Annotated in this window: 13 protein-coding genes and 1 pseudogene; 3 read left to right on the plus strand and 11 right to left on the minus strand. The window is 53.4% G+C overall.

Annotated elements, in window-relative coordinates; genetic code table 11:
- Nucleotides 1-85: 85 nt before the first annotated feature.
- From MKY58_RS14840 to MKY58_RS14860, 5 genes and pseudogenes are all read right to left on the minus strand, one after another.
- On the minus strand, nt 86-1,147 hold the full coding sequence (locus MKY58_RS14840) for a suppressor of fused domain protein (protein ID WP_339320962.1): 1,062 nt from the start codon (nt 1,145-1,147) through the stop codon (nt 86-88).
- Between the two features lie 57 nt (nt 1,148-1,204).
- A complete protein-coding gene (locus MKY58_RS14845; RefSeq protein ID WP_339320963.1) occupies nt 1,205-2,452 on the minus strand; it encodes an MFS transporter in 1,248 nt (415 codons plus the stop codon).
- 918 nt (nt 2,453-3,370) lie between these two features.
- The gene (locus MKY58_RS14850) at nt 3,371-4,009 is read right to left on the minus strand and encodes an RNA ligase family protein (protein WP_339320964.1); all 639 of its coding nucleotides are present in this window, start codon (nt 4,007-4,009) and stop codon (nt 3,371-3,373) included.
- Between the two features lie 62 nt (nt 4,010-4,071).
- Entirely contained in the window at nt 4,072-5,031 is a 960-nt protein-coding gene (locus MKY58_RS14855; protein WP_339320965.1) for an AAA family ATPase, read from the minus strand.
- A 235-nt stretch (nt 5,032-5,266) separates the two neighbouring features.
- Nucleotides 5,267-7,809 (minus strand): annotated as a pseudogene (locus MKY58_RS14860) (LamG-like jellyroll fold domain-containing protein).
- A 503-nt stretch (nt 7,810-8,312) separates the two neighbouring features.
- Here MKY58_RS14860 and MKY58_RS14865 point away from each other — a divergent pair.
- Both MKY58_RS14865 and MKY58_RS14870 read left to right on the plus strand, forming a co-directional pair.
- Nucleotides 8,313-8,633, plus strand: coding sequence for a PadR family transcriptional regulator (locus tag MKY58_RS14865; RefSeq protein ID WP_339325160.1), 321 nt, complete (start codon nt 8,313-8,315; stop codon nt 8,631-8,633).
- A gap of 7 nt (nt 8,634-8,640) precedes the next feature.
- Entirely contained in the window at nt 8,641-9,186 is a 546-nt protein-coding gene (locus tag MKY58_RS14870) for a DUF2812 domain-containing protein (RefSeq protein WP_339320966.1), read from the plus strand.
- Between the two features lie 200 nt (nt 9,187-9,386).
- Here MKY58_RS14870 and MKY58_RS14875 read toward each other — a convergent pair whose 3' ends face one another.
- The 4 genes from MKY58_RS14875 to MKY58_RS14890 form a co-directional block, all read right to left on the minus strand.
- Nucleotides 9,387-10,007 (minus strand): TetR/AcrR family transcriptional regulator, encoded by a 621-nt coding sequence (locus MKY58_RS14875; protein WP_339320967.1) that lies wholly within the window; start codon nt 10,005-10,007, stop codon nt 9,387-9,389.
- Between the two features lie 19 nt (nt 10,008-10,026).
- The gene (locus MKY58_RS14880; protein ID WP_339320968.1) at nt 10,027-10,644 is read right to left on the minus strand and encodes a VC0807 family protein; all 618 of its coding nucleotides are present in this window, start codon (nt 10,642-10,644) and stop codon (nt 10,027-10,029) included.
- 2 nt (nt 10,645-10,646) lie between these two features.
- Nucleotides 10,647-12,032: a carotenoid oxygenase family protein gene (locus MKY58_RS14885; protein WP_339320969.1), complete on the minus strand. Its 1,386-nt coding sequence runs from the start codon at nt 12,030-12,032 to the stop codon at nt 10,647-10,649.
- A gap of 272 nt (nt 12,033-12,304) precedes the next feature.
- A complete protein-coding gene (locus MKY58_RS14890) occupies nt 12,305-13,873 on the minus strand; it encodes a catalase (RefSeq protein ID WP_339325161.1) in 1,569 nt (522 codons plus the stop codon).
- 738 nt (nt 13,874-14,611) lie between these two features.
- On the opposite strand from MKY58_RS14890, the gene MKY58_RS14895 reads away from it, so the two are divergent.
- Nucleotides 14,612-19,621, plus strand: coding sequence for a fibronectin type III domain-containing protein (locus tag MKY58_RS14895; protein ID WP_339320970.1), 5,010 nt, complete (start codon nt 14,612-14,614; stop codon nt 19,619-19,621).
- A gap of 88 nt (nt 19,622-19,709) precedes the next feature.
- Here the strand turns inward: MKY58_RS14895 and MKY58_RS14900 are convergent, their stop codons facing one another.
- Together MKY58_RS14900 and MKY58_RS14905 are read right to left on the minus strand one after the other, a co-directional pair.
- Nucleotides 19,710-20,180 (minus strand): DinB family protein, encoded by a 471-nt coding sequence (locus MKY58_RS14900; RefSeq protein WP_339320971.1) that lies wholly within the window; start codon nt 20,178-20,180, stop codon nt 19,710-19,712.
- A 268-nt stretch (nt 20,181-20,448) separates the two neighbouring features.
- The gene (locus MKY58_RS14905) at nt 20,449-21,273 is read right to left on the minus strand and encodes a phosphoenolpyruvate hydrolase family protein (RefSeq protein WP_036714086.1); all 825 of its coding nucleotides are present in this window, start codon (nt 21,271-21,273) and stop codon (nt 20,449-20,451) included.
- Nucleotides 21,274-21,293: the final 20 nt, after the last annotated feature.

A 21,293-nucleotide genomic window follows, 5' to 3' on the forward strand; every position in this document is an offset into this window, starting at 1 on the left:
TCGTAGAAAAAGGCCGTCGGATCATCCCCCGTCATCGGTTTGCCTTCCCCGGAACACGCTTATTTTCCGCTTGCCGGGGATTTCGTCACCCGATCGTCTCCACGACGTTCCCGTCCTGATCCTTAATGTGCGTTTTTACGATTTGAATCGCGATGTTTTTTAACGCCGGAAGCTCGATCGTATTTTCTTTAGGAAGCAAATTCAGGCTAAGCTCCGTCACGGTTTGCTCGTTCAAGGAAATGCGGAGCTCCCCGTCTTCGAACGCGGCGGCCGCTTGTTCCCCCGGTTCAAGCACAACCCTGACTTCGGGCCCCACCAAGGTTAAGCTTTTCCCTTTCAAAATCCGGCCGCGCAGCAGCTTGCCGACGATGCCGGCCTGCTTGGCGCCGAGGCCGAGAACCGCCGGAGCCGTCCTGAACAGCCCTTTTTTCCCTGGAGTCCAGGACAACTGGTCGACGTAAAGGAACCCTGTATTGGATCCATCTTCCTCCATGCCTTTCTCCACCGCTTCCGTGACGGCAGGCATCTTGAGGAGCGACTCGCGCCCCAAATCGGTGATGTACTGCGGCATGTACGGAAGTCCGGCGGCAAGCACCCCCAGCGTGTTCCAGGTTTGCATGGACTCGAGCTCATCTTTCGTGATGCCTACCATCTGAATGAATTCCACACGGCCGTTCGGCGTCTCAATGGCGGGAAGCTCCGGATCATGGACAAAAGCGAGCGCCGTGAGCTGCGTGTCGGAACCGAGGCAAATCGGACCGTTTGCGTCCAAATAATCCCCGGATCGGAATACGTTGCCGCTATTAAATACGTATCGTCCCATGTTTTGCAGCAGGTTCAAGGCCCAGGTCGGTGGTTCTTCCTCTTCCGGGCTCCGCGCAAGGCGAAACGTTAATTCGAACCCGTATCCGCTGATTTCCGCGTCTTCGGTTTCTTTTTCGTACAGCTCCGAAAATCCGTATGTGACGATATGCCAATGAGGAACGGGCTTCTCGCTCTTATAGGCGCTAATGCCGTCCAAAGGATCCTGCCCGCCGAGCATGAACGGAAGAAGCGTTCCATAATGTTTTGGCTCCTGCTCCCCGTAAATGTTCGTCAATTGCTGTTCGATGGCATCCCAGCCGGATGTATTGTTTTCTTCGCTCATAGGTGGTACCCTCCATGTCCTTTTTTGGTTATCGTGCCGTTTTCTTTTTAGTTTCGTTTATTGTTCGAGTGCGCGTTCCTTGCGAATACGGTCTCCCCGATGGTGCATCAGCATCAGCAGGACGGAAGCGGCGAATGCCGCTGACACGATCCAAATCGGAATGCGCGGATCCAGCTCGTAAGCCCAACCTCCGATGATGCCTGCAGGCGAAGTCAGCAGCAGGATCAGCACCGACAGCATGGAAAATACTTTGGCCCGTTTCTCGTCGTCAATCGCATTTTGTACGGCCGCTTCCAAATAAGGAGAGCTGATCATCAATCCGACGGCTGCGAATACGGTGCTTAATCCAATCCATGCCAGGTTGGAAGTCGGCAGAATGACCAGCATGACATTAGATAAGACGGATAACGCAAAACCCGCCATCATGGCCCGGTTTGCGGCCTGTTCCGGGATTTTGGGCATAAGAAGCCACAACGTCAGCAGCATGATGACCGACGACACCGCCGGAAACAGGGATATCAGCCCGCTGTCGACATGCAAATAATCGGCCAAATACAGCGATAGATACGTCGTTTTCATCGTCGCTTGGAAGTTAAACAAAATATAAATGCCAAAAATGAGCAAAAGCGGTTTGCTGGCAAAAATATCGCGGATCGCCCCGCCGTAATCGATCAGGCTTTCTTTCAGGCCGAGCTCCCGCGTTTCCCGCATCTTGCGCAAGCCGATTTCCGTTTCGCGTGTCGTCAGGTGGCGGCCGACGAACTGAAAGGTCATCATCAGAAACGCCAGCACGTACATGATCCTTACGCCGGGCACAAGCCCAAACCGGTCGACGAGCAAGCCGCCAAGCGGAGCAAACAGTCCGCCGATGACGCTTATAATCTGCAGCAGCGTAAACACGTAGGTTCGATCGGAAGGTTTCGTATCCTCCACGACCAGGCAATAAAACGCGACATGGGGGACGCGCTGAAAGCCGTTGATGATCGCCGCGGCCAGGAAAAACCACACATTTTGCGATACGGCCCATAAAATGGTCGCAAAGCTCCAGCTCAGCAGATCGAAATACAAAATCGCGGATTTTCGCCCCATCCGGTCGGTTAAATACCCGCTGATGAAGGACGAAAACACTTGGACGACGAGACCGATGGTGGTAATCCAGCCGATTTTCGTCTCGGAAACGCCAAGGTTATGCATATAAAGCGTTGCATATGTACCAAACATGCTGTAAGGAATAAGAAAAAAGGGCTCGAACGCAAGGCATCCCCTGCTGTTCCCCTGCAAGCGGCTGAACCGTCGGCGCGACATACATTTCCTCCGAATCTTTGATGGTATCCATTCCTTTGATATGCTGATCAGGGCAATTTTCTTCGGGGCTTCTTCGGCTGCGGCGGTCTCCATGCCACCAGAATGCCCGCTTCTCCCAAAATCCTGTTGATCTCTGCGAAGGGACCGTCCCCTGTTAGTTGTGCAGCCAGAAGGCGGTTGCTTTCCCGCTTGCAAGCAGTGCTCTCAACTTTTTCAAGGACACTTCCATGATGTCATGGTCTCCTTCATGATGCCGTTCTCGAGATATTCATAATAACCCGCACTTGTGATCCGAATGCCCGTCGATTCGAAAAAAGCGCATCCGATCTCAAGGGCTTCCAGCGGACCTATATGGTCCGTGTGATAAAAAGCCGCCCCCGTACACATGAGACCATCTCCTTTCCAAGAGAGATGCGATTCTTTGAATTTCCTATGTATGTTGCAGCTTCAATCGAAAGAAACGTTTCGATACTTTTGTGCACTTGGGTAAATGTCGCATTTGTTTGGGTACCCCGTACGGCTATAAAGCTATGAAACTAAAAAATCAGGAAATCGGAATCCCTATTGCCCATTGGAAGATGAATAGAAGGAAGGGGGTTCCATAGCCTGATTATGTATTAGTATATAACCTTTGCGCTGCTGCATCAATTTTCCGGACGTGAAACGGCTTTAAACAATGCTTTTGAACTAGAATGTTTAGTAGATTTCTCCTAACATTCGATTTTCCCTGTACATGATGATGATAACCGAATAAACGTCTTTAGGCACGGAATTTTTAGGATTGCTCCCATCGTATGTATAGTACTGCCGGGTGTTTCTTCAACTCGGAAAATCTGTCGGATGAATTACATGATCAACACGCCTTTCTTTTCTTGAATTGTAAACCGCTTATCCCGTTGCTTGACCTAGCTGCTATTTTTACGGCGATGGGGCCAACCGATTGGGTTCGACCGGCTTGCTTAACCAATGCTCGTCGGTTTGCACGTGGTTTTTGCGGACGAATTTGGCCGCGCTTTGCTGAAAATCCTCGTATCGGAACGCGGACGCCAGCCTTACGACGTACCCTTCCTGCTCTCCGCCGCAGCGGGACAGCTTCGTGTAACAAGCTTTAGCCGCTTCTTCGCTCCATATCCCCCTGTACAATACCGGAACGGTCGACAGCCCAAGACGCGCCGCCCAGCTTTCCGTTTCGTCCCAGGAAAGGCATACGTTGCGCTCGTTCCATACCGAAAACAGCATGAAATACGACGGCAATGATACATATTCAATCGAATGCTTGGCATAGACGTTTTCTCCGCATAACCGGTAGCCCTCCGGTATCAAATACCGGATCCCGCCATGCAGCGTCTTGACCAAATGCCGCGACGGATGATCCTTGCTGTCAAGGGATCTGGCATGGATGCCATCGGGATACATCGTCGTGTTTTCCCCATCCATTTTTTCGGTAATGACCACTTCGCGGCCCGCAAAATGATCGGTGTTCCGCAAAATTTTGTCATCGTCGGTATAGCTTCTCGACCACGGCAGATGCATCGTGCGCGGGTATTTTATTTTCATTTCGTTCACCTCCCGTGATGTGATAACGCCAAGCGGATGCGCTTCAAGATCGCGGCGCACGCTTATTTGGCAAACGTGTCGGCTTCGGCGAAAAAATAAAGCTCCGCCAGCACGTCCTCGCCGAGCAGGTGGTAAATCCTCGACGCTCCGGCATCGCCGCCATGCAAAATATCCATATGGAAGCTGACCAGATGGACGACATGCAGGACGAATCCTTCGTCATATCCGAGCTCCTGCAGCACATGCGCGGCGATGCTCGCCGAGACATGCTCGTGCCCGTAATACGAGTAATAGCCGCGGGATGCTTTCCATGCTTTGCTGAACGGCTTGCCTATGTCATGAAACAATGCGGCCAGCTGCATGGCGAGCAAATGCTCACCTTCGTAGCAGGCGTTCAAATATTCCAGCACGGCATACGTGTGCTCCGACAACGTCTTGGAATGATGGGGATTTTCCTGGTCGAAGCCAAGCATCATGCGAAAATGCGGATACGCCGACAAATACGCAAAAAGCGTGTCATGATCCGGCCGGCTGTCCAGCAGCTGCTCCAGAGTCCCGCGCCGAAGTCCCGTTGCCGAGGGAAAATGCACCAAATGCAGTTTCTCGAAACCTTCGCCTGCGGCGGGGAATTCGAAACTTTTGGCGTATTTCTCCAATATCCGCTCGCCAACCCGGCGTTTCCTTGCCTGATCGCGCTGCGCGGCCACTTCATACGGCGTCGTCAGCACATGGCATTCCACCGGCACGTCCCTGAATCGTTTCAAAAATTTCAACCTGCGGTCGCGGCTCACGTTCGTGGCGTCAAAAATGACGTTTCGTCCGGATTCGAGCGCCTTCCCGATCTCCGAAAAAGCTTCATCAAAGACCAAGTATGCGTTTTTTTGAATCGTATCGCTGCCGAACAACCTTTCGCGGATGGCGTCCGTCGCAACCACTGCGGCGCGCTGGCGTTTGCTCAATTCTTTCGCGTAATGGCTTTTTCCGCTGCCCGGGAGGCCGACCAGCATATGAATCGTGCTCATCGTTATCACCCCCTTTCGCGCACCTTTTTCCGGTGCTTTCTTTTATACGCGGTCATCGGCGGTTTTGTTTCATGCGGATTCCGATCTTTTCACATACGCGCTGCCGAAAGACCGGGCCTAAAGCCGTTATCTCCCCCGAAAAAGCAAGCGGGGCGAAGCAGTATTTCACCTCTGCTTACGCCCCGGTTATGAAAGCCCTTTTGAATCTTATTGAACCGTTTTTCCGTTGTTCACATTACAACTTCGGCAGCTCGCCGGCCTGTACAGGCGTCAGCGCCCCGTCATAAATGCGAAGGTCGTCGATCAGCCCTTTGAACGGCGCATCCCACCAGTTGACTCCCAGGCTGAACACCGCATCCCCTCCGCTAAATACGTCAGGGAAGTTTGCCCCTTTAAATTTCTGAACCCCGTTCACGTAGAGCGTTAACGTGCCGCGGTCCACGGAAAATGCCAGATGGGTCCATTCCCCAGCCGGAACCGTCATTCCAGCCGGTCCGTCGTACCAGCTCGCGCTGCCGGACCATACCATCGTGTTGTCCTTCACCGGACCGCGCGGCACCAGGCTTACCCAATGCTCGCTGTCTTTGGCGCCGAAGAAGGTCGGGGTATAGGTCGTCAGCTCCTCCGGTTTCACCCAGAGGGAGACGGAATAGGTATTGCTTGCAATGAGCCCTTTCGGCAGCCGGATTCCGGTTTTGCCGTCAAATCGCGCCGCTTGACCGTTTTTACCTTCGGCAAACGTAATGCTGCCCCCGGTCTTGTCGATCCGGTCCCCGGAAACGGTGCCCGCTTCAAAGCGTCCGGCTTCTTCGGACAGGTTTCCGTCAAACCCGTAACGCGCGCTTAGCTCCGCCTTGACGTACGGAAGGACGGTAACGTCAAAACGCTTCGTCAGCTTCTCTTTCCCGCGCGTGATCGTTGCGGTTAGAACCGCCGAAACCGCGGAGCCCTCTTCCGGACGGTGCACTTCCCCTTTGGAGGACACGACGGACGGGTCGGAGCTCTCCCAGGAAATGGCCGTATGCCGCGTACCTTCGGCAGGCAGGGCCAAATCGGAAACGACCTTCGACGTATCCCCGAGGTTCAAATCTTGATAAACGGCCTGGATGATTTGTTTGTCGGTTTGGTCTTCCAGCTTGCTTCCCCATACGGCTACGCCTTCGCTTGAGGTAGCCGTAAACGTCATGACCCGGCGTTCGGACACCGGATCCCATTCCCCGACGAATACGCCCGTATAGGTCTTGCCGCCAATCGTAAGCTCGGCCGCGTTATGCCCCGTCTTTTTCCATGTGCCGGTTGCGTCGCCGGAGACGGTATTGTTTTTCTCCAGCTTGATATATTGCGCCCGCTCAATCGCTGGGTTCGTTTCTTTGCCGTGGTTGATGAATTTGTATTCGCCGATCAGCTCCTGACGGTCAACCTTATCCAAGGTTTCGCCCGTATAACGGTATGGAGCGACGACCGGCCAGCCGTCCGCATTCATGAAAATCTGATGCACCCGCAGCTCATGCGCCTCGCCCATGTTCGGGAAACGGGTATGGAATACCAGAAAGCGCTTGCCGGTTTTTTCGTCGATCATGACGGAGTTGTGTCCGGGAGAAACGTACCCCACGCCGATGCCCGTCCCCGGACGCCTATGTCGCGCTGGAACAGGTAGTTCCCCATCAGTTTGTTCCCGTAAAGCGCGTTGTCGGTATCGCCCGGCAGAACGGCGCTTTGTCCGCCGGCATCCACATAAGGCCCGTCCGGATTTTTCGAACGGAATACGCGCATGTTGTACCCGCCGTCGGCGCCCAGCCATCCGTAGGTCATATACAGGTAATAGTATCCGGTCTCCTTGTCGTAAATGACGTAAGGTCCTTCGCCGGATTTGCCGAATCCGCCGGCGATTTTCGTTCCGAAATACCGGTCGACGAGGCGTCCGTCAGCCGTTTTGCCGTCTTTTCCCGGATATATCGCTTTGCCGGTTTTCTCGTCGATCTCAAGCACGAAAATGCCGCCGGACCACGAGCCGTAACTCATCCAAAGCTTGCCGTCCTTGTCGCGGAACAGGTTCGGATCGATCGCGTTCGGATAGGTGCCGTTGGCGTAAGAACCGTCCGGGTTAAACCAGTGTTCGCTGGCTCCGGACAACGTACCGCCTTCGATCAGCTTTTGGATGTTCGTATTCGTCCATTTTTTGTTGACCTGGCTGTCTTTGTCCTTGGCATCGTCCCGGGTGAATCCGGAGTAGACGAGGGTGCCTGCATCTTTGTACGGGCCTTCGATGTTTTGCGACACTGCAAAACCGATCGCGGACCGGATATACGTCGAGGACGTGCAGTAATAGATCATGTAAGCGCCTTTGGAGCCGTCGGCGTTGATGTAGTTTTCATTCCAGAACACTTCGGGCGCCCAGACCGCAAATCCCCCTTTGCTGTCCGAATCGTTCTCGCCCGCCCAAGCAAATGACTCCGCGAGATTTTTGGACAGATCCCCGTACAGCGCATTCCCCGGCGTCGCATAGCCGTTCGTAAAGCGGGTCCAGTTCTGCAAATCCTTCGATTTGGCCGCCTCGATATGCGAACCGAATACATAATAGGTGTCTCCGTCCTTCACGATCGATGGGTCGTGCACGGATACGTTCGTAAACACGGGTTTGGTTCCTCCCTGGTTTTCCGTTTTCTCCGCTTTGCCGCTGCTGGCAGCAGCTCCTGCCGCATTTTGTCCGAACGCCGACCCCGTTAACGATGCAAACAGCATCAACGCGGCGAGCGCCGATACGCTTTTTCTTTTCATTTATGCCTCTCCTCTCTTGTCCTTGCTTAACTGAACGATTCCTTTCTGCACCGCATTTCCTCTATGTACCCCGGCTGCATCCCCTTTCTTTCATCCCTTTGAATAATGAAACGCTTACAACTAAAGATGCATTTTATTTGAAACTAATTAAAACATTTTAGATAATAGTATATTAAATCAATTTAAAATTCAATACTGCAGCACATATCTTTTTACGACCTATGGTTAGAAATCAAGCTACGATAACCCGAAAAAGAATGCAACTCATGATCGCCTTGGCATTATATTTTTGCACGCCCATAATGACGTTCGTTTTTCATTTAACAAATAACTAAAATAAAAAATGGATGATGCCGCATCACCCCGTTTAAGGAGGATCAACACATCACATTCCGCAGATTTTTATATTGACATTCGATATAACTGATCTTAATATATCGTTATATGATATATCGAAACTCATTATATTCCGGAGGAGAACACCGTTGAAACCACCTCAACAGATGCTGCCGCTGACCGAAGCTTTTTATTATATATTGATTGCCTTGTACAAAGAGCCCGCGCACGGTTACGGGATCATGCAGGATACGGAAAAAATGAGCGGCGGCAGAGTGAAAATCGGCGCGGGAACGCTGTACACAGCGCTGAATACGCTGCTGAAAAAAGGACTGATCGATCATTTTCCTATGCCTGAAGGCTCGGACCCCCGGCGTAAAATGTACCAAATTACATCAGACGGAAAAACCGTCGTCGCTGCGGAAATCGTTCGGCTGAAGGAACTTCTGGCGGCAGGCGAACAGGCAGTAAATGAAACGAAGGAGTGACGAATGCATGGGTGAGCATGTGGAGAAAAGATTCCGCTTCACGACAAGCTGGAATTATGAGAAAGAAGAAGAATGGTTAAATGAATTGTCCGCTCAAGGGCTCCACTTTAAGAAAGCGGAGACATTCAATAGTTTTTTCACGCGCAATCCTTCGGTACGATACACCTACCGTTTGGATTATCAGCCCGGACTCGGGAAAGAGCGACTGCAGGAATACAAGGATCTGTATGAAGACGCCGGATGGGAATATGTATCTTCTTACAAAGGCGCGTGGCATTATTTCCGCACGGAATGGGAATCGGGTGACCTCCCGAAGCTGTATACGGATACCGAATCTTTGACCGAGCATTACAAAAAAATTCAGCGCGTCATCGGAATATTGATGCTTACGAATGTCATCATTTTCTCAACCAATATGGTCAATGTATTGAACCACTACAGCGGGGAGTGGGGAATCATCCTTCCTGTAGCCTGCATTTACGTGCTTTTATTCGGTTTGCTGGGGTACGGTTATGTGAAAACAGGGAAAAAGATCAAAAAAATAACCTCCTAAAGGCGGCGCGTCGTCTATGTACGATGGATGACTTTGGGGCTGAAAATGGCTGCAGCAGAACCTTCTCGGCGTGATGAATACAGGAGAAAGTCTGCTGCGGTTCATCACCGCGAGAAAATGTCTGCGAACTCCTTTCACGGAATACCGAACTTGTACCAAGATTTTGCAAAATCCTTGTATAGCAAAAAACGAATGAAACACTAGGCTTCATCCGTTTTGCCATCATCATGCGTGAGCGCGCTCATCAAAAACTTGTATACTTCCGCTTCGTCGATATGGTCGTCGGCACCGATAATGCGCTGAATCTGCAGTCCATTCTTGAACAACGCCAACATGCGTGAAGCCTTTTTCGCATCGATCGTGGCAGGAATGCCTCCGTGCTGCTGCCCGGCTTCGATCCATTTCGTGGAAGACTCGATGGAAGCTTCGTAATGTCGTTTCAAAATATCCGCCACGGCGGGTTTATCTTTGTTGCTCAGCAAATACATGAAGATCAGGGTGTTTGCGTTGTCTGCCGCCCCGACCCTCCCGATCCGCTGCGACAGCGCGTTCATCGGGCCCTGAAGCCCTTCGTCGCCGCCCGGAGATTTTTCGACGGATTCATAAAAACGCTGGTTCGTTTTTTCCAATCCCGCCTCCAAAATCATGCCGAAAAGCTCATCTTTGCTTTTGACGTAATGATAAATCGCCCCTTTGGTCAATCCGGCCCGGTCCGCGATATCCTGAAGCGTCGTCGCCCGGCAACCTTTTTCCAATATCATCTCCTCCGCAGTGTCTAGCAGCAGTTTTAAGCTTTCATTCATTGTTTTGTCTCTGGACATGATATGGTTAACCTCCCTATTACTGTGTCACGCCGGTATTGCGCGCAGCTTGCTTTTTTATCTTTCTGACATAAGCGATATTCCACCAAATCGTCAAGGCGATGATGCCGTACGTGAAAAACGGCGAGATCGCGAGGAAAGCCGGTACCGACAAACTGTAAACAAGAACCACTTTGACGCATGCCTCCAGCAGCAAGCATATGCCCCAGACTCCGGTCATCAAACGGAACCTGCGCCGATATGCCGGAGATTGGTTCCACTTCTGTTCCATGTTCGGATCATGACCCGCAAATCTGTCGGCAAAATAATAAATGAGCGGCCTTGCAAAACAGAGCGAACCTAAAAACAGGATCCCCATGATCCCGGTCACATAAGATTCGCGCAGCAGGATGAAACGTTCGTCGCCGCCAATGAGAACGGCAATGACCCCGAGAATAAGGCCCAGAAAGACGAAGCTGGAGAATGCATCCACTTTGCGCGATTTGATCAGGCTGTAAATGGAATCGAAAAGCGGAACGACGGAAGCGACGGACAAGGCGACAATGCTGCTAGTATGCGGGATAAGCATGGTGTAAATCAAGTATGGCAGCACAATATTCATAACCAGCGTAACGATGATGGCTCGACGAGTTTTCATAATTATACCCCTTCCTCTTCATTAAATAATTCGTTCGTGTACAAACCGTGAAACCCATACGGAATATGATGCGGGACGACTGCCCTGCCAAGCTCTTCAAACGTAATCGCATCAAGCGCAAGAAGGTATGAGCTTCCGGCATCGCCGTCCAATACGACGGACAAAATGACGCCATCGTCTTCGCTCGAAGCTTCGGGTGAGGCCACAAATACGGGCTCCCCCGGATAATGCCCTTCCTGAAACCAGCTTTTCGCCGTTCCGAAGTGTGTATCCACCTTGACCAACTGATTCTCTATGCTTTCGGGACTATTCCGGTTGGTGCTGGTACCATAGGCGTATCGGTATTCCGACGCATTCGACCAGCGATAATGAATCCCCGGAAATTCCATCGTTTCTACGATTAAGCGTTCAGCGGCCGCCACGGTTTTCCCGGGCGACAATCTGAACCGCAGCATAGCCGGCTGATTCGAGGGGTTATACGCCGGATCGCTCAGATGCCCGGGGTTGATCGAGCCCATGGAGACTTTTTTCATCGCGCACGCATCAATAAAAATGTCGCCTTGCTTTTCGAAAGCATTGATCAGATGGAACGAAAAATAAGAATCGCTTTCGAAAACACGTTCAAGCTTGCCGCTGTTCTTGCCGACCACGAGAAAACGGGTTCCTCTTTCAGGCATCCAGTGCATGCTGTCCGCGATCGATTTCTCGCCTTGCATCAATTCGAGTGGATTGAAGATCAACGGAAATTCCACGAGGACGATATAGTTTTCCGTCATGGCAAAGCTGTGCATATACGCCGGCGCTGTCGTCTCCACCGTGCCGATCCGCTTGCGGCGGCGGGTTCCATCAGGCAACCCGTACACATGGTAGGAACAAGTTCGGCCAAACTGGACGGTGAAATTGAACATGCTTTTCTGGCGAAAATCGTAATGAGGATGAGCCGTTGTGTAATGTGCGGGCAGGTCGTCCTCATAAGGGAGTACGCCGATCGTTCCTAGTGTGCAAGGATTGAAGGCGACGATATCGGGCGATTCGGTCATGGCTGCAAAGTGATGGTCAATCCGGGCAATGCTGACATTGGCGTTATAGCCTTTGGCCCCGGAAGCTGAAGGGGAAGCGAATCCCGATAACGCCTGCCCGTTTGTCATGGCCTGATCGTAGGCCGGCGTACGCAGAAAACGATTCGAGTACGTCACGCAGCCGTGGTCAATCGTAAATTTATGAATCATCGCGAGCCCATCGAACAGATGGCCTTCCATAGACTTGGCCGGTCCGTTCCGGAACAAAGTTCCCGACAGCCATTCCGGGAAAATTCCTTGAATGTGAAGCGGTTCCCGTTCAAGTTCTTGTTTTAAATCGGTAAACAGCCATTTCGATCCGTTGCTCAACCTGGATCATCCTCTCCCACTGATTTTTAAACGTCATTCTAGTCTGCTGCATTGAATTATTCGACTGAAGCCTCAACATACCTTCGGTAGGTATTTCAAATTTAACCTACCTACCGAAGGTATGTCAATGGGTTTTGGAAAGTTTTTTACTACCCGCATTTGGATCGCTTCAAAAAAAAACGAGCTAACCAGGCGCAGGACTTTCGTAGGTAGGTTTGCGCTGGTTAGCTTCAGTTTTGCGGTCGTTCAATTTTTCGCTCACTTCACATTACTTAATAGGAATCGCTCTCGTGACCTTTGCGCTCCGCCTCTTGCACCGCTTCATGCGTGCCGGTCGCCCCTAGCGGGCCGTGATCCTTGCTGGCTCCATGCTGCTTGAGACCTTCGGCGACGCGGCGGCCGTAATTCGGATCGCATTTGGTCAAATGCTCGATCATTTTGTTCTGGATGACCGGTTTGCAGGAAGATAGACCGTTCACAAGGTTGCTGATCAGCTCGTCTTTTTCGAAATCGCTGAACGCCCGGTACGTTTCCCCCGCCTGCTTGTAATCGTTCGTCCGGTCGATGCTCTCGCGCACCAGCTTGCCTTCGACGTGAGGGGTATAATCGGCGCTCGATCGGGATGCTTCCTGCAGCCCATTTAACGAAGATGGCTCGTAATTCACGTGCGGGTTTTGGCCAGGAGCCAGGTCCACATGGTACGTCATCTGCCCGTCGCGCTGGTTGGTCGCCACCCGCTTTTTCGGCGCGTTGATCGGCAGCTGCAAGTAGTTCGCGCCCACGCGGTAACGTTGGGTGTCCGAATAAGATAACGTGCGGCCTTGGAGCATTTTGTCATCGGAAAAATCCAGCCCGTCCACGAGAACGCCGGTTCCGAACGCCGCTTGCTCGACCTCCGCAAAATAATTCTCCGGATTTTTGTTCAGCACCATCCGTCCGACCGGAAGCCACGGAATTTGTTCTTTCGGCCACAGCTTCGTATCGTCCAGCGGATCAAAATCCAGTTCCGGGTGTTCATCGTCGCTCAAAATCTGCACGAACAGCTCCCATTCCGGATAGTCGCCGCGCTCGATCGCTTCATACAAATCCTGCGTGGCATGGTTGAAGTTTTTCGCCTGAATCGCTTCGGCTTCCTTCTGGGTCAAATTTTTGATGCCCTGCTTCGGCTCCCAATGGTATTTGACGAGCACCGCTTCCCCCTTGTCATTCACCCATTTGTAGGTATTCACGCCGGAGCCCTGCATTTGCCGGTAATTCGCCGGGATTCCCCACGGGGAGTAGACAAACGTCACCATATGCATCGTTTCCGGCGAGTTCGAGCAAAAATCGAAAAAACGCTCGTTATCCTGAATGTTCGTCACCGGATCGGGTTTGAAGGCGTGGATCATATCGGGGAATTTGATGGCGTCTCGGATGAAAAAGATTTTCAAATTGTTGCCCACCAGATCCCAGTTCCCGTCTTCCGTATAAAATTTGACCGCAAACCCCCGCGGGTCGCGCAGCGTTTCCGGGGAATGCCCGCCGTGAATCACCGTGGAAAACCGGACAAAAACAGGGGTTCTTTTGCCTTCGCCCTGAAACAATTTGGCCCGGGTATATTTCGAAATCGGCTCGTCGCCTACTTTCCCGTAGGATTCGAAATACCCGTGCGCACCTGCGCCGCGGGCATGCACCACCCGTTCCGGCACGCGTTCCCGGTCGAAATGGGTGATTTTTTCGATGAATTGGTAATTTTCCAGCGTTGCAGGCCCGCGGTTGCCCACGGTCCGGATGCTTTGATTGTTGGTAACCGGATGGCCCTGACGCGTAGTCAACGTCATGTCGTCTTCTCCGGTGCCCATCCGCCGATCCAGCGCATCGCCCGCGCCCGTGACCGAAGTTCCGTGTTCTGATGGTTTTTGTTCGTTCGCCATTAGGTCGTCGCCCTCCATAAAAGCAAAATTTTGCCTTGTATACTCTCGTCTAAGGTAGATTTGCCCAAGGGATTTCTTTTTATACGGAAAGACCCAGGTTCACCAGGCAGCCTCCGGAATAACAACTTCCACGGCTCCGGAATGAACATGCATAAGCTAAAGGGTATTGACATGAATCCCGCAGCAGGGGTCGTCATGACGGACATCTATAGCCAGGGCAGCTTTTGCAATTATATTTTCGCCGATATTAACGGCATTCAAATCGAAGCCGCATAGGAGGTTAAAAATGCGTTTGAACCATTTGAATTCACTATTCTGTTGTACGGCCGAGCGGCCGGCGCTGAAAGCGGGGGAAGGCTGTCGCGGGATCGAGCAAGATGCCCGATATCGGCCTTCTTTTTGTTGGTTTTTGTTTTCCCAAGAAGATGGAATGTCTGATTTTTAACGAAAATGGACGGTTTTTTGCATGTGAATCCAGCCGTGAACGTCCTATCATGTGATTGTGATTCGCTTTTGCCAATTTTTGCATAGGGGGGATGCCCGGTCCGGAATACGTGACGTTTGGGTTTTGTTGATGCGCTCTGGAACCGCATTTTGTTTTGCAAACGCTTTCCATCGATATCGTGCTGTCGCAGACTCTACTAAGAAAGAGGGTATGACCGTAATATGCGAACTTTGTTTTTGAAGCGTCCTTTTTTGACGCTCCTAAGCACCGCCTTGATCCTCATCCCTATGCTTCCTTCGGGCGCCGGGCGCGCCCATGCGGAAGAACCAAGCCCGCAGCATGTGCCGGAAGCGACCGTCACCGATTCCGTCTACGGTCCCTCCTCCCCTTCCCCGCTTGCCGGCGATGGCGAGTGGCGCTTTGACTTCGGTCCCGGGGCTGTCGCGGACGGATACATACAAGTTCAGGCATCCACGGCTTACTCCGCAGAGCTGAAATACGGCTTTGCAGACCCGGCCAAAGTCACCGGCGCTGACAGAGGCATCCCCGATCCGGTCCGGACAGACTTTGTCATGCCGCAGGACACATCGTTTATGGTCGACCTGCCGAACGGAGATTACACGGTGTCGCTGATCGCCGGGGACGAAGCGGAACCGACCGACATCGCGATCAAAGCCGAACGGATGCAAAAGGTCCAGCCCGCCTCGAAGCCGGCCGGCCAATATTTGGAGATGGATTTTGACGTGGCACTGGTCGACGGCCAGCTGAATCTGGAGTTTTCCGGATCAGCCCCGAAAATCAACGCCCTCGTAATCCGCAAGTTGCCTGACCGGCAGCCGGGCGGCGTCCCAACCGCATACATCGCTAGCGATTCCACGGCTCAAACCTATGATCCGTATTGGGATCCTCAAGCGGGATGGGGGCAAATGATCGACCGTTATTTCACGGGGGATGTCCGCTTTGATAACCGGGCCATCGGCGGCCGCAGCTCCAAAACGTTTATTACCGAGGGGCGGCTTGACGAAATTTTGCGGAGCATCGTCCCCGGAGACTATTTGCTGATTCAATTCGGGCACAACGACGCGACGATCAGCCGCCCGGACCGTTACGCGTCTCCGGAGGATTACAAGGGGTATTTAAAAACCTACGTGCTTGGCACGAGGGAACGCGGCGCAACGCCGATCCTGATCACGCCGGTCGGCCGCAGGGATTTTAACGCCGATACGGGCAAATTCAACGTCAGCTTTCCGGAATACGTACAGGCGATGAAGGAAGTCGCGCAAGAGCTCGACGTCAAGCTGGTCGATCTCAGCTCGCTCAGCGTCGCCTATTACGATTCCATCGGTCCGGAGGCCGCTAAATCGGTGTTCCTGTTCGCCGACCCGGGCGTGTACCAGGCGTTCCCGAACGGCGTGACGGACAATACCCACTTTCAGAAATACGGCGCCATCCAAATCGCCCGGCTTGTTGCAGGGGGCGTGAAGGAGCTGGGTTTGCCTCTGTCCGGGTACGTCAAGGAGACCGACATGCCGGAAACCGTTCCCGCCAAACCGGAAGGGCTTACGGCCGGGAGCATCAGCAATGCCGGGGCAGTGCTCAAATGGAATCCGGTGGACGCGGCGGAAATGTATAAAGTCTACCGCAAACTCGCATCCGAGCCGGAAACGTCCTACGCCATGATCGGCACGACGACGGTTCCGACGATGACGATCGGAGGCATGGCGGAAGGCGCGGCATACACCGTCCGCGTAACGGCCGTCAACGGACGCGGCGAATCGCCGGCCTCGGACGAAGTGCGGATCGGGACGAAATCGGCCGAATACCGGTTTGATTTCGGACCTGTCGGCTCCCCGGTCGCTGAAGGTTATACCGAGGTCAACCGCAACGTTTTGTATACTCCGGAACGCGGATACGGATTGACTTCAAGCGCCGGCATGGCCGACCGCGACCGCGGCAGCGTGACGGATGCCCTCCGGAGGGATTTTGTCATTTATTTCGGCGGCAGCTACGAATTCAAAGTCGATCTCCCGAACGGCTCCTACGCCGTCAAAACCTATACCGGGGATTGGATCGGCTCGACGAAAACGAACGTGAACATCGAGGGCAAAGACTACGGAACGGTCTCCTCCGGGAAAGAAAACATCGCCGAAAAAGTGTTCAACCAAATCGCGGTGACCGACGGCCAGATGAATCTCGTTTTCAGCGGCCAAACCGCCCATTTGAACGGGTTGGAGATTACCCCGATCCTGCTTGCGCCCGCGTCGTTGAAGGCCGACGAAGTCGATCTGGCAAACGATCCGGTGACAGTAAAGCTGTCATGGCAGGCCTCGGAAGATGCAGCCAAATACCGCATTTACCGGCAGACGGAGGGTTCCGCGTCTCCCGCGCTGATCGGCGAAACGTCCGATACGGCCTTTGCCGACGCGACGGCCGATGTCGGGCAAACGTATGTTTACACAGTCACTTCCGTTGACGGCGCGGGCTTCGAATCGGTTCCGTCCGCCGGGCTAAAGGTCGCGACGATCGACCCGGGCGTGCCGACGGCAGCCCCGCCGAAAGGGCTGAAAGTCGAAGCCATTCATAAAAACGACGTCACGCTTGTCTGGACGAAAGCCGACGGCGCCCGGTTGTATAACGTATACCGCGCCGATCAAGAAAACGGGGAATATACGTTTGTCGGCCAGACCAAAACGAACGCCTACACGGACGCAACCGTGCTGACCACCATTCCTTATTATTATAAGGTGGCCTCGGTCAACGCGGGCGGCATCTCGCCGATGTCGGAACCGTTGAAGACCGAAGCGGTCACGACGCTCCATCGGGATATGGAATATCTGGACCGCGCCCCCGTTGCCGTGCGCACCGGTAAGGGCAATTACATCGGCTGGCGGATGCTTGGGCTGGATCCGGACGGCATCGCCTTTAACGTCTATCGGGACGGCGTGAAGCTGAACAAACAGCCGATCAAAGACCGCACGAATATGATCGATGCCAAAGGCAAAGCGGACTCGGTTTACAAGCTGACGACGGTCATCCAAGGCAAGGAACAGGCTGCGAGTGCCGAATTCGGCGTATGGCAGCAGCAATACCTTTCGGTTCCGCTGCAAAAGCCGGCCGACGCTTATACGAAAGACGGCCAGCCTTACACGTATGCGGCCGGCGACGCCAGCGTCGGCGACCTCGACGGGGACGGCGCCTACGAAATCGTAATGTTGTGGTCGCCGTCCAATGCGAAGGACAATTCGCAGAGCGGTTATACCGGCATCGTTTACATGGACGCATATAAGCTGGACGGCACGCGGCTGTGGAGAATCAATCTCGGGCCAAACATCCGCGCGGGAGCGCATTATTCCCCGTTTCTCGTCTATGATCTGGACGGCGATGGAAAAGCCGAAGTGGCGCTGAAAACTGCCGACGGCACGGTGGACGGCCAAGGCAAGGTCATCGGAGATCCGAAAGCGGATCACCGGAACAGCTCCGGATACGTGCTGCTCGGCGACGAATTCCTCACGGTGTTTGAAGGGCCGACGGGCAAAGCGCTTTCGACGATCCCGTACGATCCGCCCCGGGGAGACGTCGGGTCTTGGGGCGACGCATACGGAAACCGCGTCGACCGCTTCTTGGCCGGCGTCGCCTATTTGGACGGCGAGCATCCAAGCATCATTTTCAGCCGCGGTTATTATACGCGCACCGTCCTGGCCGCCTACCGCTTCCAGGACGGCAAACTGACGCAGCAATGGCGGTTCGACACGAACGACAAAGGCTACGAAAGCTATGTCGGGCAAGGCAATCATAATCTGTCGATCGGAGACGTCGACCAAGACGGCAAGGATGAGGTGCTCTTCGGCGCCCTTGCAATCGACGATAACGGGAAACCGCTGTACAGCACCCAGCTTGGACATGGCGACGCGATGCACTTCGGCGATCTCGATCCGGAGCGTCCGGGACTTGAAGTGTTCGGCGTACATGAACATAAAGACGCGACGTACGGGATGGAAATGCATGATGCCGCTACCGGAGAAATCCTTTGGGGCGTGTATACCGGCATGGATACAGGCCGGGGTCTGACAGCGGATATCGATCCCCATTATCCGGGCGAGGAAGCTTGGGCTTCCACCATCACGAAAGAACAGCATGTTCCGATTTCGGGGCTCTACAGCGCCAAAGGAGAACTCATCGGCGAAACCCTTCCTTCTTCCACGAATTTCGCGATCTGGTGGGACGGGGACCTGCTGCGCGAGCTGCTGAACCATCAATGGAATAGCGAGCTCGGGGCCGGTCCGGGAACGATCGACAAATGGGATTACGAAAACAAAAAAACGGTCAATCTCCTGACGGCGGACGGCACGCTCTCCAACAATTTCACGAAAGGCAATCCGATGATCCAGGCCGACCTGTTCGGCGATTGGCGCGAAGAAGCCGTTTGGCGCTCCGCCGACAGCACCGAGCTTCGAATCTACACGACGGTCGATCCGACGGAACACCGTCTGAGCACGTTGATGCACGATCCGGTGTACCGGCTTGGCGTGGCCTGGCAGAACGTCGGCTACAACCAGCCGCCCCATCCAAGCTTTTACCTCGGAGCGGGCATGAAGGAGCCTGCGGCGCCGCTGATTCGCTACGTCGGCGGGCCGGAAGATCCTGCGAAGGCGGAAGGCGTGCCCGGCAAGCCGGTCCTGTCCGACGATAACGGTCATGATACCGGCCTTCTGGACGGCGACTACACGATCGTCATGAATATGTGGTGGGGCAACAACGGCACGGAATATAAGCTGTACGAAAACGGAAAGCTGATCGATTCGCAAAAGCTGAAGGACGATTCCCCTGCCGCCCAGGCGGCGTCAACGCCGGTTTCGGGACGTGCGGACGGCATCTACCAATATACCTGCGAGCTCACGAACGCCTTCGGAACGACCGTTTGCGAACCGCATACGGTAACCGTCAAGCATGCCGCCCCGGGCAAGCCGGTGCTGTCGGATGACAATTGGGACGGCGACGGCAGCTATCAGCTGACGATGAATCTTTGGTGGGGAACCAACGGGAACGTTTACCGCCTATACGAAAACGGCGTCCTCATCGACACCCAGACGCTGACGTTCGCCACGCCGCGAGCGCAGACCGCCGTCACCAGGGTCGAAGGGCGGACTCCGGGCGTGTACGAATACCAAGTCGAGCTGGAAAACGGCAGCGGAGTCACCAAGAGCGATATTCTAAAAGTGACTGTCAAATAGAAGGTGAAGCGGTTTTTCATAAAACAAGAGACTCGATCAAAAAACAGGGCTGCAGCCGGATGTCCGGCTGCAGCCTCTTTTAAATCATTTATTGTTTTTTTGGAGGTTGTATCATCATAAATGGCAGCTTTTCAACTCCGACCATCCTTGCATATGTAAACAATTGGCCTTTATGGTGGATTTCGTGGTCCTTTGCTGTTTCCAGCCATAATCTTCCGGTACCGATATAACCGTTAAACTCGAGTTCTTTTTCCAACTGTTCATCCTGGATCGAATTCAAATCTCTACGGGTCACTTCCGTCAATTCCCGGACGATGTTTCCGATTTCTTCCATCGTTTCGCATGGATTGATTTTTGCCGGCGGAGTAAACGTGCCGTTTTTGACCGTTTTTACGAACATGTCCGTTGCAGTGACGATATGTATGATTAAAGAACCCATTGATATGGCATTCTCCCAAGGTTTAAAGCCGATGTGTTCATCGGGAACCAATGCAACCATTTCTTGAAGCACCAAACGATGCCGGAGCCATTCCTCAATATACTTCTCTACCCATGTCATGATCCATTTGCCTCCCTACATTTCGTTGTTGCAACTCGGTCATTGCATATCTCTTTTTCGACGCTGCCTCCCGTAATCCTTGCGGTCTCTCCGCAATACGGCGACAACCCGCCATCATGTACGTACGAACTTTGCGGGCTTGTAGACGCCGCGTGAAATCAAATAAGCCTTGGCCGCTCCATCCTCTTGGAATCGATTCCTTGGGGCATGGCAACGGCTAAGGCTTGATGAGTTGTATGTTTTCTGGGGGAATTTCAGTCCGGGCTTCTTATTTCAAAATGTTCTTGAACGCTTCGGTCTGCTGCTTGATGCCCACCTCCGTCGCAAAACGTTCGATGCTCGACGCTCCGAAAAAGCCCTCGACGCCTTTTGTCCGGGACAGCACGTATTCCGCGTCTTCCGGTTCGGCAATCGGGCCGCCATGGCACAGGACCATGATGTCCGGATTAACCGCCTTGCCCGCGTCGCAAATCGCCTGGATTTTTTCAACGCAATCGTCCAAAGTAAGCGCCGTTTTCGCGCCGATGGTTCCTTTCGTCGTCAATCCCATATGCGCAACCAAAATATCCGCTCCGGCTTCGGCCATTTTTTTCGCTTGTTCCTCGTCAAACACGTATGGCGTGGTCAGCAGATCCAGTTCATGCGCTTTGCGGATCATGTCGACCTCCAGGTCGTACCCCATACCGGTTTCCTCAAGGTTGGCCCGGAACACGCCGTCGATCAGACCGACCGTCGGGAAGTTTTGTACGCCTGCAAAACCTTGTTCTTTCAGCTGTTTCAAGAAAATATCCATGATCCGGAACGGATCGGTTCCGCAGACGCCCGCCAGCACCGGCGTTTCTTTGACGACCGGCAGCACTTCATTCCCCATGTCCACGACGATTTGGTTCGCATCCCCGTAAGCCATCAGTCCGGCAAGCGAACCCCGTCCCGCCATGCGGTACCGGCCGGAGTTATAAATGATGATGAGATCCACGCCGCCGGCTTCGGCGCTTTTCGCCGAAATGCCCGTTCCCGCTCCTGCGCCCAACAGCACGTTGCCTGCAGCAACCTCCGCTTTTAATTTTTTCAAAATTTCAGTTCTGGTTTTCATCGTATGTTTCCTCCTCCATA

The sequence above is a fragment of the Paenibacillus sp. FSL W8-0194 genome (genome assembly GCF_037969745.1).
Lineage (GTDB): Bacteria > Bacillota > Bacilli > Paenibacillales > Paenibacillaceae > Paenibacillus_AQ > Paenibacillus_AQ cookii.